The 17,514-nt window shown below is 60.0% G+C and carries 15 protein-coding genes; all 15 read left to right on the forward strand.

The window, feature by feature from the left end:
* Positions 1-10: 10 nt before the first annotated feature.
* The 15 genes from FDG13_RS13950 to FDG13_RS14020 all read left to right on the forward strand — a co-directional run bounded on the left by FDG13_RS13950 (position 11) and on the right by FDG13_RS14020 (position 17,504).
* Positions 11-325: an H-NS family nucleoid-associated regulatory protein gene (locus FDG13_RS13950; protein ID WP_180128988.1), complete on the forward strand. Its 315-nt coding sequence runs from the start codon at positions 11-13 to the stop codon at positions 323-325.
* Positions 326-348: 23 nt separating this feature from the next.
* On the forward strand, positions 349-2,223 hold the full coding sequence (locus FDG13_RS13955; protein ID WP_180128990.1) for a nucleoside-diphosphate sugar epimerase/dehydratase: 1,875 nt from the start codon (positions 349-351) through the stop codon (positions 2,221-2,223).
* 68 nt (positions 2,224-2,291) lie between these two features.
* Positions 2,292-3,182, forward strand: coding sequence for an acetylglutamate kinase (argB, locus tag FDG13_RS13960; RefSeq protein ID WP_078366833.1), 891 nt, complete (start codon positions 2,292-2,294; stop codon positions 3,180-3,182).
* 192 nt (positions 3,183-3,374) lie between these two features.
* Positions 3,375-4,058, forward strand: a complete 684-nt coding sequence (locus FDG13_RS13965) for a TetR/AcrR family transcriptional regulator (protein ID WP_180128992.1) — start codon at positions 3,375-3,377, stop codon at positions 4,056-4,058.
* 12 nt (positions 4,059-4,070) lie between these two features.
* Positions 4,071-5,867 carry an acyl-CoA dehydrogenase C-terminal domain-containing protein gene (locus FDG13_RS13970; protein WP_180128995.1) on the forward strand — a complete coding sequence of 599 codons (1,797 nt, stop codon included), beginning with the start codon at positions 4,071-4,073 and terminating at the stop codon, positions 5,865-5,867.
* Between the two features lie 49 nt (positions 5,868-5,916).
* Entirely contained in the window at positions 5,917-6,375 is a 459-nt protein-coding gene (locus FDG13_RS13975) for a DUF2147 domain-containing protein (protein ID WP_180128998.1), read from the forward strand.
* 16 nt (positions 6,376-6,391) lie between these two features.
* Positions 6,392-8,794: a 3-hydroxyacyl-CoA dehydrogenase/enoyl-CoA hydratase family protein gene (locus FDG13_RS13980; RefSeq protein WP_180129000.1), complete on the forward strand. Its 2,403-nt coding sequence runs from the start codon at positions 6,392-6,394 to the stop codon at positions 8,792-8,794.
* A 215-nt stretch (positions 8,795-9,009) separates the two neighbouring features.
* On the forward strand, positions 9,010-10,206 hold the full coding sequence (locus tag FDG13_RS13985; RefSeq protein WP_180129003.1) for an acetyl-CoA C-acyltransferase: 1,197 nt from the start codon (positions 9,010-9,012) through the stop codon (positions 10,204-10,206).
* Positions 10,207-10,729: 523 nt separating this feature from the next.
* Positions 10,730-11,494, forward strand: coding sequence for an enoyl-CoA hydratase (locus FDG13_RS13990; RefSeq protein ID WP_180129005.1), 765 nt, complete (start codon positions 10,730-10,732; stop codon positions 11,492-11,494).
* A 75-nt stretch (positions 11,495-11,569) separates the two neighbouring features.
* The gene (locus FDG13_RS13995; protein ID WP_255435256.1) at positions 11,570-12,118 is read left to right on the forward strand and encodes a TlpA disulfide reductase family protein; all 549 of its coding nucleotides are present in this window, start codon (positions 11,570-11,572) and stop codon (positions 12,116-12,118) included.
* 27 nt (positions 12,119-12,145) lie between these two features.
* On the forward strand, positions 12,146-12,634 hold the full coding sequence (locus FDG13_RS14000; RefSeq protein ID WP_180129008.1) for a thioesterase family protein: 489 nt from the start codon (positions 12,146-12,148) through the stop codon (positions 12,632-12,634).
* A gap of 23 nt (positions 12,635-12,657) precedes the next feature.
* Positions 12,658-13,623, forward strand: coding sequence for a sugar phosphate nucleotidyltransferase (locus tag FDG13_RS14005; protein WP_218942730.1), 966 nt, complete (start codon positions 12,658-12,660; stop codon positions 13,621-13,623).
* A 108-nt stretch (positions 13,624-13,731) separates the two neighbouring features.
* Positions 13,732-14,712, forward strand: coding sequence for an extracellular solute-binding protein (locus tag FDG13_RS14010; RefSeq protein WP_180129011.1), 981 nt, complete (start codon positions 13,732-13,734; stop codon positions 14,710-14,712).
* A gap of 27 nt (positions 14,713-14,739) precedes the next feature.
* Positions 14,740-15,822, forward strand: coding sequence for an ABC transporter ATP-binding protein (locus FDG13_RS14015; protein WP_180129013.1), 1,083 nt, complete (start codon positions 14,740-14,742; stop codon positions 15,820-15,822).
* Positions 15,819-17,504, forward strand: coding sequence for an iron ABC transporter permease (locus tag FDG13_RS14020; RefSeq protein ID WP_180129016.1), 1,686 nt, complete (start codon positions 15,819-15,821; stop codon positions 17,502-17,504). Before FDG13_RS14015 ends, FDG13_RS14020 begins: the two co-directional genes overlap by 4 nt.
* Positions 17,505-17,514 lie beyond the last annotated feature (10 nt).

A 17,514-nucleotide genomic window follows, 5' to 3' on the forward strand; every position in this document is an offset into this window, starting at 1 on the left:
GGTAATCAACATGTCATCTCTCATCGAAATCCAGAACCAGATTGCCCTGTTGCAGAAACAGGCCGAAGAAATCAAGTCTGCCGAATTGGCGGCAACCATTGCCGATATTCTGGCCAAGATGGAAGCTTTTGGTATCACGGTGGATGATCTGGATCGTGCCAAGGGCCGTTCTCGCAAACCAGCTGCCGCTCCCAAATCTGGTAACCCGGCACCCATCAAGTACCGTGGTCCCAATGGTGAAACTTGGACTGGTCGGGGTCTGATGCCGCGCTGGCTTGCCGCTAAGGTGGCAGAGGGGCAGAGCAAGGATGCTTTTGCGGTCTAATTGGCAGTTTTTCAGGTGGGTGGATGCAAAACAGGGTTTTAGCGTGGTCGCGCTCGGTCAAACGTTTGATTGTTGTTGCTCTTGATATCTTTCTTGCCCTGTTTGCCACTTGGCTGGCGCTCACCCTGAGACTTGAACAGCTGAATTGGCCGTACGGGGCGCAGTGGTGGGTGTATGGTCTGGCGCCGCTTCTTTCCATACCGATTTTTGTGAAATTTGGCCTGTACCGGGCCATTTTCCGTTACACCGGGCAAGCCGCTTTGCAGGCCACGGCCAAGGCCATATTGCTGTATGCGCTGCTGTTGAGTGCGATGCTGTTGTGGACGCGTTGGCCTGGTGTGCCGCGCAGCTTGGGGGTATTGCAGCCCCTCATCTTTCTGTTTTTGGTGGGTGGTAGCCGAGCATGGGCACGGTTCTGGTTGGCCGACATGGGTCATACCAGTGTGATGCAAAGTGGGCGATTGCTGATTTATGGTGCGGGTGCGGCCGGCGCCCAAACAGCGGCGGCGCTGCAGTTGTCCGCACAGTATGGCGTGGTGGGTTTTGTGGATGATGATGTCGCCAAGATTGGTCGAAGCGTCAATGGCATCCCGGTTTATGCGCCTTCACACATCAGTGTGGTGATAGCCAGCCAGGGCGTCACCGACATCCTGCTGGCCATGCCCAGTGCCTCCAGAGAACGGCGCAACGCTATTCTGGAGAGTCTGCGTGATTTGCCGGTGCATGTCCGCACCTTGCCGGGCCTGTCTGACCTGGCCAGTGGCAGGGTCACGGTGCAGGATTTCCATGAACTCGAGATTGAGGATTTGTTGGGCCGTGAGCCCGTGCCTCCCCGAAGTGATCTGTTGGCGCAGGACCTGACAGGTCAGGTGGTGTTGGTCACCGGAGCAGGGGGCAGCATTGGCAGTGAGCTCACGCGCCAGATCTTGCAACAGCGACCGCGCCAATTGCTGCTGTTCGAACACAACGAGTTTGGGCTGTATGCCATTCACCAGGAATTGCAAGCGATCTGTTTGGCTGCCGGGCTGTCGGTGGAGCTGGTGCCTCTGCTCGGTAGCATCGCTAACCCGCATCGCCTGAAAGCTGTATTCAGCACCTACCAACCCGCAACGGTCTACCACGCGGCTGCTTACAAACATGTGCCGTTGGTCGAAAGCAACCCTGGCGAAGGTGTGCGCAACAATGTGTTGGGCACCCTGAACCTAGCGCAGGCGGCGGCCACGCATGGTGCACGGCGTTTTGTATTGATCAGCACTGACAAGGCGGTGCGCCCCACCAATGTCATGGGTGCCACCAAACGCATGGCTGAGCTGGTGCTGCAGGCGCTGGCGGCCCAAACTCCTGGCACCACCTTTTGTATGGTGCGTTTTGGCAATGTGCTGGGCTCCAGCGGCAGTGTGGTGCCGCTGTTTCGCAAACAGTTGGCCGCCGGTGGGCCGCTCACGGTGACCCATGCCGAGGTCACCCGTTATTTCATGACCATCCCCGAGGCCGCGCAGCTGGTGTTGCAGGCCGGTGCCATGGGGCAGGGGGGCGACGTGTTTTTGCTCGACATGGGCCAGCCGGTCAAGATTATTGACCTGGCGCGGCGCATGGTCGAGCTCTCGGGTCTGCGGGTACGTGATGCGGCTCATCCGGGGGGCGACATCGAGATCGCCATCACCGGGCTGCGCCCCGGCGAAAAGCTCTATGAAGAGCTGCTGATTGGTGACAACCCCGAGCCCACCAGCCACCCGCGCATCATGAAGGCGCATGAAGACTACCTGGACTGGCCACGTCTTGAACCCCATTTGCAGACCTTGCAGCAGGCCGGGCTTGAGGGGGATGTGGCAACCATCAAGGCCGTGTTGCAGACCTGTGTGCAGGGCTATCAGGCGCAGCCAGCGGTTCTGGACTGAGTCAGGTCGACTTGCTGCACAATTTGCAGCTTGTTTTGTCCCTTTCTTCAGTGAACCACGAACCCACCATGACCGACGTCACCCACATCCAGCCACGCGACAAAGCCGAAATCCTGGCACAGGCCCTGCCCTACATCCGCAAGTACCATGGCAAAACCATGGTCATCAAATACGGCGGCAACGCCATGACCGACCCGGCCTTGCAGCAGGACTTTGCCGAAGACGTGGTGCTCCTGAAGCTGGTGGGCATCAACCCGGTGGTGGTGCATGGGGGGGGGCCGCAGATTGAGACGGCCCTGAAGCGCCTGGGCAAAAAAGGTGAATTCATCCAGGGCATGCGCGTCACCGATGCCGAAACCATGGAAGTGGTCGAATGGGTGTTGGGTGGTGAGGTGCAGCAGGACATTGTTGGCCTGATCAACCAGGCAGGTGGCAAGGCTGTGGGCCTGACCGGGCGCGACGGTGGGATGATCCGCGCACAAAAGCTCAAGATGCTCGACAACGCCGACCCCACCAAGGAACACGATGTGGGTCAGGTCGGTGACATCGTCAGCATCGACCCCAGTGTGGTCAAGGCGCTGCAAGACGACGCGTTCATTCCGGTCATCAGCCCGATTGGGTTTGGGGAAGCCAACGAGAGTTACAACATCAACGCTGACGTGGTCGCCGCCAAACTCGCCACGGTGCTCAAGGCTGAAAAACTGCTGATGCTCACCAACATCAGCGGGGTGCTCAACAAGGCCGGTGAGTTGCTCACCGATCTGACCGCGCGGCGCATCGACGAACTGTTTGCCGACGGCACCATCAGTGGTGGCATGTTGCCCAAAATTGCTGGTGCACTGGACGCGGCCAAGAGTGGTGTGCACGCCGTCCACATCGTGGACGGCCGGGTGCCGCATGTGCTGTTGCTTGAAATCCTCACGGATCAGGCTTTTGGCACCATGATCCGCTCGCATTAAGTTGCTAACAAAAAAGTAGCTATTGGTCCTTGTGGATAAAGGGCTGGAGCCACTTTTGATGTAGATCAGCTGAAGTTGAGCAAAACTAGGGGTTTTCCCTAGAAATGCCCCTAAACCCGCATTTGTCACGGGTTCACGTTGTCTGCGGTTCGGGAAATGCTGCAAAATAGAACGATCGTTCTTTTATGCACTATGACCCGTTCCACCTCTCTTTTATCGCCTGACAGCAGCCCGTCTGCCAGCAAATCACGCCATGACCGGGCCTTGCAAAAAGGCCAGCAGACCAAGCAGCTCATCGTCGAAGCGGCCTTGCGTCTGGCCGGCCAGATTGGCTTGGAGGGCCTGAGCATCGGTGTGCTGGCCGAAGTGACCCACATGAGCAAGTCGGGCGTGTTTGCCCACTTTGGCTCGCGTGAGGAGTTGCAGCTCTCGGTGGTGCGTGAGTATTACCAGCGTTTTTCCGACGAAGTCTTTTTTCCGGCCATGCAAGAGCCGCGCGGTCTACCACGCATGCGGGCGCTGTTTGCCAACTGGATGAGCCGTGTCGCGGTGGAGCTGCAGTCCGGCTGCATCTTCATCAGCGGTGCGGTGGCTTTTGATGACCGGCCCGGTCCGGTGCGTGACGCCCTGGCCAGCGCGGTGCAGACCTGGCTCCATGCCCTGACCCGCGCCATTGAGCAGGCACGTGAAGAGGGCCACCTGGTGCCTGATGCCGACGCCGAGCAGATGGCCTTTGAGATCCACGGCCTGATTCTGTCCCTGCACTACGAAGAACGCTTTCTGAAGAACCCCGGCGCCCTGGAGCGGGCCCACACCGGCTTCGAAAACATCCTGCTGCGTTACGGCAAGCGCACCAGCCCCAACCCTCAGATTTAACAGGAGACCACCATGACCATCTACAACCCGCCCCTGCGTGACATGCAGTTTGTCATGCACGAAGTGCTCAACGTCACCCGCGATCTGGCGGCCATCCCGATGCATGCCGACATGGACGCCGACACCATCAACGCGGTGCTCGAAGAAGGTGGCAAGTTCGCTGCCGAGGTGCTGCTGCCGATCAACCGCAGTGGCGACGAAGAGCACTGTGTGCTCGACCCGGTCAGCCACGAGGTCACTACCCCCACCGGTTTCAAGGCCGCCTACAAGCAGTACATCGACAGCGGCTGGGCCGCGCTGGCGTGTGACCCGGCCTACGGCGGCCAGGGCCTGCCACTGGTGGTGAACCAATGTTTCTACGAGATGATGAACTCGGCCAACCAGGCCTGGGCGATGTACCCCGGTCTGACCCACGGCGCCTACGCTGCGCTTTACACCAACGGCACGCCAGAGCAAAAAGAAACCTACTTGCACAAGATGACCAGTGGTGAGTGGACCGGCACCATGTGCCTGACCGAGCCCCATTGCGGCACCGATTTAGGCCTGATGCGCAGCAAGGCCGAGCCGCAGGGTGACGGCACCTACAAGATCACCGGCACCAAGATTTTCATCAGCGCCGGTGAACACGACCTGAGCGACAACATCATCCACTTGGTGCTGGCGCGTCTGCCCGATGCACCACCCGGCATCAAGGGCGTCAGCCTGTTCATCGTGCCCAAATTTCTGGTGAATGCCGACGGCTCCCTGGGGGCGCGCAACAGCGTTTTTGCCTCGCGCCTGGAGCACAAGATGGGCATCAAGGCCAGCGCCACCGCCCAGATCGAGCTCGAAGGTGCCATCGGCACCCTGGTGGGTGAGCCCAACAAGGGCATGCACGGCATGTTTGTGATGATGAACGCCGCGCGCCTGGGGGTCGGCAACCAGTCGCTGGGCCTGACCGAAGTGGCTTTCCAGAACGCCCTGGCCTACGCCAAGGAGCGCATCCAGATGCGCAGCCTCTCTGGCCCCAAGTCCAAGGGTCAGCCTGCCGACCCGATCATCGTGCACCCCGATGTGCGCAAGATGCTGCTCACCGCCAAAGCCTATGCCGAAGGCGGCCGCGCCTTGTTGTGCTTCAGCGCCATGCTGCTGGAAAAAGAGCACAACCACCCCGACGAGAAAACCCGCAAAGACGCCGCCGAGATGCTCGCGCTGCTGACCCCGATCGTCAAAGCCTTCATCACCGACAACGGTCACATCGCCACCAACGCTTGCATGCAAGTGTTTGGCGGCCACGGCTACATCCGCGACAACGGCATGGAGCAGTTTGTGCGCGACAACCGCATCAACATGATCTACGAGGGCACCAACACCATCCAGAGCCTGGACCTGCTGGGCCGCAAGGTGCTGGGCAACCAGGGTGCCACCCTCAAGAAGTTCGGCAAACTCATCGCCGCCCTGGTGGCCGAGGAAGGTGTCAACGAGAAGATGGCCGAGTTCATCAACCCTATTGCGATGCTGGGGGACCAGATGACCAAGTTCACCACCGAAATCGGCTTCAAAGGTTTCCAGAACCCCGACGAGGTGGGCGCCGCTGCGGTGGACTACCTGCGTGTGGCCGGTCACATGGTGTTTGGTTACTTCTGGGCGCGTATGGCACAGGTGGCATTGCAGCAGATCGCTGCGGGCAGCACCGACCCGTTCTACACCGCCAAGCTACAGACCGCCCGCTTCTATTTTGCCAAGTTATTCCCAGAGACCTCGACCCTGATGCGCACCGCACGCACCGGTGTCAAAGTCTTGATGGACACTGACGCGGCCCTGGCCTGAAACCCGGCCAAGCCCCCAGCGTTTATTTAACTCGCACCGGAGACTATCTATGAAAAATCGCCCTCTAGCCCTGATATACAAAGGGCTGATAGCTATTGTTGCCGTAGCTGCCTGCGGCCTGGCTGCAGCCCAGATGACACCCGTGGGCAGCTGGTACAGCATCGACGACAAGACCGGTGAGATCAAAAGCCTGGTGGTGATCACTGAAAAAGACGGTGTGTTGACCGGGCGCATCGACAAGCTGCTGCGCAAAAACGCCGACCAGAACGCCATCTGCAAAGAGTGCACCGATGACCGCAAAGACCAGCGCACGCTGGGCATGGAGATCATCCGTGGCGCCAAAAAGGCCGAGGGCAAGGACGTCTGGGAAGACGGCAAGATTTTGGACCCCGAAAACGGCAAGAGCTACACCCTGCGCCTGACACCGATTGAAGACGGCAAAAAGCTCGAAGTGCGGGGTTCGGTGTTGTTCATCAGCCGCACACAAACCTGGCTACGTGTTCAGTAATAACGGGGAAACCAACATGTCTCGATTCAATGTGAAAAAAGTCGCCGTGCTCGGCGCTGGGGTCATGGGTGCGCAGATCGCCGCGCATCTGGTCAATGTCAAAGTGCCGGTCATCCTGTTTGACCTGCCCGATAACAAATCACCGTCCAAGAACGGCATCGTCAGCCGCGCGGTCGACGGCCTGAAAAAGCTCAAGCCCGCACCGCTGGGTGTGCCCGAAGATGCCGCGTTGATTGGCCAGGCCAATTACGAAGAGCACTTGGAGCAGTTGCGTGACTGCGACCTGATCATCGAAGCGATTGCCGAGCGCATGGACTGGAAGCTCGATCTGTACAAAAAGATCGCGCCGTACATTGCGCCGCATGCCATCGTTGCCTCTAACACCTCGGGCCTGTCGATCACCAAACTCAGTGAGGTTTTGCCTGAGGAAATCAAACCCCGCTTCTGCGGCATCCACTTCTTCAACCCGCCGCGCTACATGCTGCTGGTTGAGCTGATTACCACCCCCACCACCCAGCCGCAGATCCTTGATGACCTCGAAGCCTTTGTCACCAGCAGTCTGGGCAAAGGTGTCGTGCGTGCCAAAGACACGCCCAACTTCATCGCCAACCGCGTCGGTGTGGCCGGCATGCTGGCCACCATGAAAGAGGTCGAGAACTTTGGCCTGAGTTATGACGTGGTGGATGACTTGACCGGCAAGAAGCTGGGCCGCGCCAGCTCCGGTACCTTCCGCACCGCCGACGTGGTGGGCCTGGACACCATGACCCACGTGATCAAGACGCTGCAAGACACGCTGAGTGAGCAGACTGACCCGTTCTATGCGAGTTATGCCACCCCCAAGGTGCTGCAAACCCTGCTGGAAATGGGCAACCTGGGCCAGAAAACCAAGGCCGGGTTTTTCAAGAAGGTCGGGCGCGACATCCTGCGCTTTGATCTGGCCAGCAAATCCTATGTGCCAGGTGGTGAAAAGGCCGACGAGGTCTACGCTCGTATGCTCAAGAAACCCGCGGCCGAGCGCCTGCAGCTGCTGCGCAACAGCGAAGGTGCGCAGGGCCAGTTCCTGTGGGCGATTCTGCGCAACGCCTTCCACTACGCGGCCGTGCATCTGGCCGAGGTGGCCGACAACGCGCGTGATGTGGACTTTTGTATGCGCTGGGGTTTTGGCATGAAACAAGGCCCGTTCGAGCTCTGGCAGGAAGCCGGTTGGCTCACCGTGGCCAACATGGTCAAAGAAGACATCGACGCGGGCAAAGCGCTGTGCAGCGCACCGCTGCCTGACTGGGTGTTCACCGGCCCCGTCGCCGAGGCTGGTGGTGTGCACACGCCGCAAGGCTCCTGGAACCCGACCACGGGTCAGTTTGTGCCGGTGCGTTCGCTGCCGGTCTATGCACGTCAACACTTCCCCGAGAGTGTGCTGGGTGCGCAGGCACCGTCGGCTGCCAGCGCTGGCAAAACCCTGTTTGAAGACGACGCCATTCGCCTGTGGACACTCGACGACGAAATTGTCATTGCCAGCATCAAGACCAAGATGCACGCCATCAGCCCCGACGTGGTCGAGGGCCTGGTGCAGGCGGTGGACTTGGCCGAGGCCAGCTACAAAGGGGTGGTGATCTGGTCCAACGACGAGATGTTCTCAGCTGGTGCCGATCTGCAGGCCATGTTGCCCGCCTTCATGATGGGCGGCGCACAAGCCATTGACGGCGCCGAGGCCGAGATGCAAAGCGCCATGCTCAAGATCCGTTATGCCAACGTGCCGGTGGTCTCGGCTGTGCGTGGCCTGGCACTGGGCGGTGGCTGTGAGTTGGCGGTGTATTCGGCCAAACGGGTCGCCGCGATGGAAAGTTACATCGGTCTGGTGGAAGTCGGCGTGGGCCTGGTTCCCGGGGCTGGAGGTCTGACCTATATTGCCCGACGCGCTGCAGAAAACGCAGCAACTTCCACCGGCAAAGATTTGCTGCCGTTCCTGACCGAAGGTTTCACCGCCGCCGCCATGGCCAAGGTGGGCACCAGCGCCATCGAGTCGCGCAAGCTGGGTTACCTGTTGGACAGCGACGTGATCGTGCCGCACAAGGACGAGTTGCTTTACGTGGCCCTGTCTGAAGCCAAGGCGATGGCCAATGCCGGTTACCGCCCGCCGCACAAACGCACGTTTGCCGTACTGGGCCGCAGTGGTGTGGCCACCATCAAGGGTTCACTGGTCAACATGCGCGACGGCGGTTTCATCAGCCAGCATGACTTCCACATCGCCAGCCTGATTGCCAACGTGGTCTGCGGTGGGGATGTCGACGCGGGCAGCCAGGTTACCGAAGAGTATTTGATGAAACTGGAGCGGCAAGCCTTCTGCTCGCTGCTGAACCACCCGAAAACGCAGGAACGGGTCATGGGCATGATGTCGACAGGCAAGCCTGTCCGCAACTGAGTTCGTGATTGATCAAGCTACTGCGGAGCCGCCATGCGTCGTTGCAGCCCCAAAACAATCCTCACGTACAGAAGTACGTTCCGGTTGTTTTCGGGCGCCCGCGCCTAGCCTGACAGCTCCTCGCGACGCTTGCTCAACCACGAACGGCTGCGTTACCACAACGAACCACTGCATCAGCACGAGCCACCCATTTTTCTGATCATCTGAGGATCACCATGAAACAAGTTCAAGACGCCTACATCGTTGCCGCCACGCGCTCGCCCATTGGCAAATCGCATCGCGGGTTTTTCCGCAACACGCGGCCCGATGACCTATTGGTCAAGGTGCTGCAGTCGGCCCTGGCACAGGTGCCCGGTCTCGACCCCAATGCCATTGAGGATGTGGTCTGCGGCTGCGCCATCCCCGAAGGTCAGCAAGGCCTGAACATCGCGCGCATCGGCGCGGTGCTGGCCGGGCTGCCAGTCAGTGTGGGGGGTATCACCGTCAACCGTTTTTGCGCCTCGGGCCTGAGCGCGATCCAGATGGCGGCCGACCGCATCCGCGTGGGTGAGGCCGATGTGATGATCGCCGCCGGGGTCGAAAGCATGAGCATGGTGCCGATGATGGGCAATGCGCCCTCCATGTCACCCGCCATGTTTGGCAACGACGAGAACATCGGCATTGCCTATGGCATGGGCCTGACTGCCGAGAAGGTGGCGAACCAGTGGAAGGTCAGCCGCGAGGCACAAGACGCCTTTGCGGTGGAGTCGCACCGCCGCGCCCTGGCCGCACAGGCCGCCGGTGACTTTGCCGCCGAGATCACGCCGATCGAGGTGATTGACCGCGCCCCCAATCTGGCCACGGGTGAGGTCATCGAGAAAAAACGTGTGGTCAGCCTGGACGAAGGTGCGCGTGCCGACACCTCGCTCGAAGGCCTGGCCAAGCTCAAAACGGTGTTCGCCGCGCGCGGCTCGGTCACGGCAGGCAACAGCTCCCAAACCTCGGACGGTGCAGGTGCGCTGATCCTGGTCAGCGAAAAGGCGCTCAAGCAATACGGCCTGACACCGCTGGCGCGTTTTGTGAGTTTTGCCGCCAAGGGTGTGCCGCCGCAGTTCATGGGTATTGGCCCGATTGAGGCGATTCCGGTCGCCTTGCGCAACGCGGGTCTGACGCTCTCGGACATCGACTGGATTGAGCTCAATGAAGCTTTTGCCGCGCAGTCGCTGGCGGTGGTCAACACCCTCGGGCTGGACCCGGCCAAGGTCAACCCGATGGGTGGCGCCATTGCCCTGGGCCACCCGCTGGGCGCCACTGGTGCGATCCGCGCCGCCACGGTGATCCACGCGCTGCAACGCAAACAGCTCAAGTACGGCATGGTCAGCATGTGTATCGGCATGGGGCAGGGCGCGGCGGGGATTTTCGAGCGGGTTTGACGCTTCTTGCTGCTGACGGGGTCGGTGTGATGCCGTTGGCGCGTTGCCTCACAGTTGCCTTTCCCGCAGGGTGTGCATGGTCTGCGTGACATTCTTGGCACGTCGCTGCGCGGCAGCCGCTTGGGGCGCCCCCCTCATACTGGGGTACCAGAAATCGGGGGCCACCCCAAGCGGCTACCGCGCTGATCACTTGGACGCTGATGCTGGGTTTGAAGACCTGGGCCGACCGTCTTGCTTGCCGTCGTCGTCTTGTCTTCTTGGTCACCATCGCCAGCGAGATAGGCCCTTGGGGCGGGTGACGATTTCTGGTACCCCAGTATGAGGAAGTCGCCCCAAGGGCTTGTCTCGCGGGAGACAGCCAAAATGCTCACTCAAGAATGACAAGGCCAAAAAAGTGGCGCCGACCCATGGTGTTGGAAGTGCCGCTCAGTGCGAACGGCTCAAACTCACTCAGGCAAGATCCATGACAGCGCTGATAACAACACGTGTGCCAGAATTCCAAGCTCTTTAACCAGGACTGCCAATGACCGACCTTTTGATCGACACCACTGACCGGGTGATGACCATCACCTTCAACCGCGTGGACAAAAAAAATTCGTTCACCGCCGCCATGTACGCTGCCATGGCCGACGCCTTGACCAGCGCGCAGGCTGACGAGACCGTGCGCGTTGTGGTGTTCCAGGGCCATGAGACGGTGTTCAGTGCTGGCAACGACATTGCCGACTTTTTGCAGGCACCCCCGGTCTCGCCCGACGTGCCGGTGTTCCGTTTCTTGCGCGCCATCAGCAGCTTCAGCAAACCCGTGGTGGCTGCGGTGTGTGGCCCGGCGGTGGGCATTGGCACCACGCTGCTGTTCCACTGCGACCTGGTCTATGCCGGTGACAACGCCGCGTTTTCCATGCCTTTTGTGAACCTGGGCCTGTGCCCCGAGGCGGCGTCAAGCCTGCTGGCGCCACAGCGCATGGGGTATGGCCGCGCCGCCGAGGCGTTGCTGCTGGGTGACCCGTTTTTGGCCGAGGCCGCGCTCGAGATGGGGCTGGTGTGCCGCATCGTGCCGCCGACCGAGGCCAACGCCCTGGCGCAGCGCCAGGCGCAGCGGCTGGCGGCCAAACCCAGCAGCTCGGTGCTGGAAACCAAACGCCTGATGAAGCTCAGCCAGGCCAACGCGGTGGACCAGCGTATCGCCGACGAAGCCGTCATTTTTGGTCGCATGCTCGGTGAGCCCGCTGCCAAAGAGGCCTTTGGCGCCTTTATGGCCAAGCGCCAGCCTGATTTTTCAAAACTGTGAGCCAAATTGGCCGATAGCCCTCGTATCTATTGGCTAAGTAGCTGCAATTTGTATAGTTTTTGAAGGCTGAACAATATGTGTCGCGCGCGGCTGAAGCGGGTGTTGATGGCCTGTGTGCTGGGGTGGAGTCTGGTGTGTGGCGCCAGTGCGGCCACGCCCGGTGAGGTGCCCGTCGGCAGTGTGTTGCGTGAAGCGACCTTGCGCGGGCTTAACGGCCCCAACCGCAAACTCTCGGATTTCCGTGGCAGGCCGCTCATCATCAACGTCTGGGCCAGTTGGTGTCCGCCTTGTATTGCCGAAATGGACTCGCTGGAGCGCCTGGCTTGGTCGGACGCCGGGCAGCAGTTTTTGGTGATTGGTATCTCTACCGACGACTACCACCAAGCGGCCAAAGGCTTCTTGCGAAAAAGCCAGGCCACGCTGAACCATTTCATTGACGAACGTCTGATTCTGGAAAACATGCTGGGCGCTGATCGCCTGCCGCTCACCGTGCTGGTAGACGCCAAGGGCCGGGTGTTACACAAGGTGGTGGGTGCGCGCGACTGGAACAGCCCGGAATCTGTCAAACTGATTTCACAGGTGTTCCGACTAAAAACCCTCAGCCCGTTGCCGCTAAAGCGGTGATGACTCTCACACTACAAGCCTCCCGCCATGCCCCACCACACCCCATCTGCTGCCGACGTCCAGTTTGAGCCCGAGTTCATCACCGGGGTGAAAAAGGTGTTTGAAGAAAAAATTGTCTTCAACCAGTTGCTGGGTCTGAAGATCACCTCGGTGTTACCCAGCCAGGTCAAGGCACGCATCGAGATGCGCAACGAGCTGGTAGGTCACTACGCCTACAACCGCATCCACGGCGGTGTCATCAGCGCCGGGTTGGATGCCATGGGCGGGCTGGCGGTGATGGTGGCGATTGGTGCACGCCACATGGACGAATCGGTGCAGCAGCGCCTGCAGCGTTTTTCCAAGCTCGGCACCATCGACCTGCGCGTGGACTACCTGCGCCCGGGCATTGGCGAGTGGTTTGAGTTGCGTGCTGAAGTGATGCGCCTGGGCTCGCGCGTGGCCTCGACCCGCATGGAATTTCTGGGTGCTGACGGCAAGTTGCTGTCGACCGCAGCGGCGGCGTACATCGTGTCCTGAGACTCTTCCAAAAAGGTTTGTTTGTGTCAAAAGTGGTGATTGATCCGCCGGGTTCCTTCTCGGCGCCGACGCTGGTGGTGCTGGCCGCTGGCATGGGTTCGCGTTATGGTGGACTCAAACAACTGGACCCCATGGGGCCGTGTGGTGAGACGATTCTGGACTATTCGGTGTTTGACGCCTTGCGTGCAGGGTTTGGTCGCATTGTGTTTGTCATTCGCCGCACCCTGGCTGAAGCGTTCCAGTCGCAGGTGTTGGCTCGGTATGAGAACCAGGTTGACGTGTCCTGCGTGTTCCAGGACCTTGACGACCTGCCCGCTGGATACCAGCGTCCCGCCCAGCGCACCCGACCTTGGGGCACGCTGCACGCAGTGCTGGCAGCCCGCCACGTTGTGGATGATTTTTTTGCAGTCATCAACGCCGACGATTTTTATGGCCGTGACGCTTACCAATGTATGGTGGCGCACTACCAGCGGTGGGCTGCAGATGGTCGGCGGGCTGACGAGGGGGCCATGTTGGCCTACAACATTCATCAAACCCTGTCGCCCAGTGGTGGCGTCAACCGTGGCATTTGCCAGGCCCAGGCGGATCTGCTGACCTCGGTGGCAGAAATGACCGATATCCAGCTGGCGGTTGATGGATCTTGCTGGGGGCGCAATCTGCTGGGTGACCAGCAGTTGATCTCGCCCCAGGCCCGGGTGTCCATGAATTTCTGGGGGTTGACCCCCTCGCTGCTGAGTTTGATGGCGTATCAGTTCACCCGCTTTCTGGCGCAACACCCCAATGAACTCACTGCCGAGTGTTATTTGCCCAGTGTGATCGATGAGCTGATCTCCGCGCAGAAGATGGTGTGCCGCATCCTGCCTACCGACAGTGTGTGGTTTGGTGTGACCTATCCACAGGACCGGTTGGCCTGCGTCGATCAGTTGCGCCAGTTGACAGTTCGCGGTGATTACCCATCCGGGTTGTGGTCCGGCATCACATCAACCTGATTTTCCTTGAGGCAGGCGTTTTTCGGCCCAAAACATAACTACAGTTCACCCTTGGTTCTCATCGCGGACGTTGCCGCGCTACTCACTCAAATGCATAAGGAGAATTTCATGAAAACGACCCGCAGACTGTTTGCTGCACTTGCCCTGGGTTCCTTGCTGACCGTGTCCGCCTGGGCGCAGAACAAGGTCATCATTTACAGCGCAGCACCACAGGATCTGATCGACCACGTGATTCCGGCTTTTGAGAAAAGCAGCAATCTCAAGGTTGAACTGATCAAAGGTGGCTCGGGCGATTTGGTGAACCGTCTGAAGGCCGAAAAAGGCCGACAAAGTGCGGACGTGATCTTCGCGGTGTCCACCGAGGTGATTGAGGCCAATGGGGCGCTGTTTTCCAAATACACCCCTGAGAACAGCAAGTATCTCGCCAGCATTTTCAAAATCAACGATGCGGCCGTGCCTTTCACCGCAGTGGCCAACTCCTTTGGCGTGAACACCAAGCTGCTGACACCGGCGCAGTACCCCAAGACATGGATTGATCTGGGTAACCCGATCTACAAGGGCAAGATTTCAGCCGGTCGCCCTGACAAGTCGGGCTCGGCCTTCATCCAGCTGGCCTTGATCCTGCAGATTTACGGTGAAGAAAAAGGCTGGGACATCTACCGCAAGATCCTCGACAACGCCGTATTGTCCAACAGCTCGGGTGCGGTGTCCAAGTTTGTCAACGATGGCGAAGCCGCCATTGGTCTGTCCAACGAAGACACGTTGCTTAAGTTCAAAGTGGGAGGTGGCCCGGTTGAGATTCTGTACCCGACCGATGGCACCTCGGCGCTGGCTGATTCGATGGCGCTGACCGCCACCCCGGCCAACCCCGAAGGTGGCAAGGCCTTCATCAACTTCATGCTCTCGCGTGAAGCCCAGGAGATCCTCGACAGCGTGGGCCGGCGCACCGTGCGCAGCGACGTGGTCTCGAAAAACCCGCTGCTTCCCCTGAACAAGATCAATGTCTTCAAGTACAACGACGACTGGGCGGGTGCGAATCGGGCACGCATCCTGGCCAAGTGGAACGATTTGCTGTTGAACAAGAAATAAATCAGAGCTGTAGTCTCAACTTTCTCCATGGCGCTCGTTCAACTTCAAAACATCAAAAAATCCTACGGCAAACAACTGGCGCTCAAAGACGTCAGTCTGAGCATTCCCAGTGGGTCGTTTTTCACCCTGCTGGGGCCCAGTGGCTGCGGCAAGACCACCTTGCTGCGGGCGATTGCCGGTTTTCACCAGCAGGACGCGGGTGACATCCTGGTCGATGGCTTGTCCATCGGACGGCTTGGCGCCAACCAGCGTGACGTGGGTATGGTCTTTCAGGACTATGCGGTGTTTCCGCACCTGAGTGTGTTCAACAACGTGGCCTTTGGCCTGGTGCAGCAAAAGGTGCCTGCCGTAGATATCCGCCAGCGTGTTGAAGAGATGCTGTTGACCGTCCAGCTTGATCAGCTTGCGGCACGCATGCCGCATCAGCTCAGTGGTGGCCAGCAGCAACGGATTGGCCTGGCACGTGCGCTGGTGATCCGGCCCAAAGTGCTGCTGATGGATGAACCGCTCTCGAACCTGGACGCCAAGCTGCGGGTCGACCTGCGGCGTGACATCCGCTCGCTGCAGCAGTCGTTTGGCATCACCACCATCTATGTGACGCACGACCAGGAGGAAGCGTTGTCCATCTCCGACCAGGTGTGTGTCATGCACGCCGGTATCGTGCAGCAGGTGGGTGCACCGTGGACGGTTTACAACCGCCCGGCCAACCGCTTTGTGGCGTCTTTTGTCGGTGCCAACAATTTTGTACCGCTGGCTTGGGACGCTGCCGGTGGGCCGACCCTTCTGGGGCAGCCGTTGCAACTGCCCCAGGGCTTGCCGGTTCGTGCAGGGGTGCCCTGTGTGGCTTCGGTTCGGCCTGAAAACGTGCTGGTCAACCAGCCGCAGCCCGGGGCGGCCTTGCGCGTTGATGCGATCCTGCGGCAAACCATGTTCACCGGGCGTGAGCTGCAGTTGTCGGTGGAGGTGGCGGGTCATGGCCTGATGGAGGCGCTGGTGGACCCCCTTGAAAACACCATGGCGCTCAAGCCAGGCCAGACGGTTCAGTTGGTGATTGGCTACGACGACATCCTGTATTTCTCCGGTGACGATGCCGGGGTCCGGCTGTCATGACGCCGATGTTTGGCCAGGCCGCCTGGCGCCAACGGGGCTGGCTGCGCCTTGATTTCTGGTCTCTGGTCATGGTGGTGGCCGTGGCCATGGTCAGCTTTCTGCTGATCTGGCCGATCCTGCAGGTGTTGAAGCTGGGTTTTCTGGACCCGCAGACCGAAGGCTTCACGCTGGCCAACTACGCCAAGGTGCTCACGCATCCGTATTATTTGAACGCCCTCAAGAACACGGTGATTGTTGGGCTGGGAGGCATGCTGGGTGCCAGCCTACTGGGGGTGCCGCTGGCCTACTGCACTGCGCGGTATGTGATCAAGGGGCGCAGCCTGATTGCCACCCTGGCGGTGCTGGCGCTGGTGTCGCCGCCTTTCATCGGCGCCTATTCCTGGGTGGTGGTGGCTGGTAACAATGGCTGGCTGACCCAGCAGATGAAGGCGCTGGGCATCGCTTTGCCGACCATCTACGGCATGCACGGCATCATCCTGGTGTTCAGTCTGAAGTTCTTCCCGTTTGTCTACCTGATGACCGAAAGCGCCCTACGCAACATCAACCGCTCGTTTGAGGAGGCGGCGGCCAACCTGGGCTGCACACGTTGGCAGCGTTTTTACAAGGTCACGCTGCCGCTGGTGTTTCCGGCCACCAGCTCGGGCGCCATCCTGTGTTTTGTGCTGTCGATTGCCGACTTCGGCACACCCTCGATCATCGGCCGGGACCTCAGCACACTGTCCACCATCGCCTACAACCAGTACACATCCGAGATGGGTGGCCCGCCCACCATGGCGGTCAGCATCTCGATGCTGATGATCGTCATCTCGATGCTGGCGGTTTTTTTGCAGCGTTATGTGATCAACAAGCGCCGTTATGCCGGGTCGATGACCAACCTGACGGTGCCCAAGTCGCTCAGCGGCAACTACTCGGTGCTGGTGCATACCCTGTGTTATGGCGTCGCCGCGCTGGCCACGCTGCCGATTCTGGTGGTGATCTACACCTCGTTCCTGCAAACTAACGGGCCGGTGTTCAGCGGTGGGTTTGGTCTCAACAGTTATGCCCGGGTGATCCACGAGGTACCCGACGTGATCACCAACACCTTCCGCTTCTCGCTGCTGGCGACCCTGCTGATTACCGTGATGGGGGGCTTGATGTCCTACATCATCGTGCGGCGCGAGACCCGACTCTCGGGACTGCTCGATTCCGTGCTGATGGTGCCCTACGTGGTGCCGGGTGTGGTGATGGCCATCGGTTTCCTGCTGACCTTCAACACCGGGGTTCTCGATCTGGTGGGCACCGGCAGCATCATTGTGCTGATCCTGTTCATTCGCCGTCTGCCCTATGGCGTGCGCGCCACCAGTTCGGTGCTGCGCCAGATCAAGCCGTCGATCGAAGAGGCTGCCATCAGCCTGGGGGCGCCGCCGGCCAAGGCGTTCTGGAAGGTCACCGTGCCGCTGATGCTGCCCGGGGTGATTGCTGGCGCCATGATGAGTTTCATCACCGCCATCAACGAGCTGTCGTCCACCCTGCTGCTCTACACCGGCGGCACCACCACCATGCCGGTGAAGATTTACAGCGCGGTGCTCGATGGCGAGTTCGGCATTGCCGCCGCGCTGTCAACTATTCTGCTGGTCAGTTCGGGTGTGTGTGTCTATGTGGTGATGCGTTTTTCGCAGTCCAAGGAAAGTGCTTTTGTCTGAGTGCCCCTTG

The sequence above is a fragment of the Rhodoferax sp. BLA1 genome (assembly GCF_013416775.1).
Lineage (GTDB): Bacteria > Pseudomonadota > Gammaproteobacteria > Burkholderiales > Burkholderiaceae_C > Rhodoferax.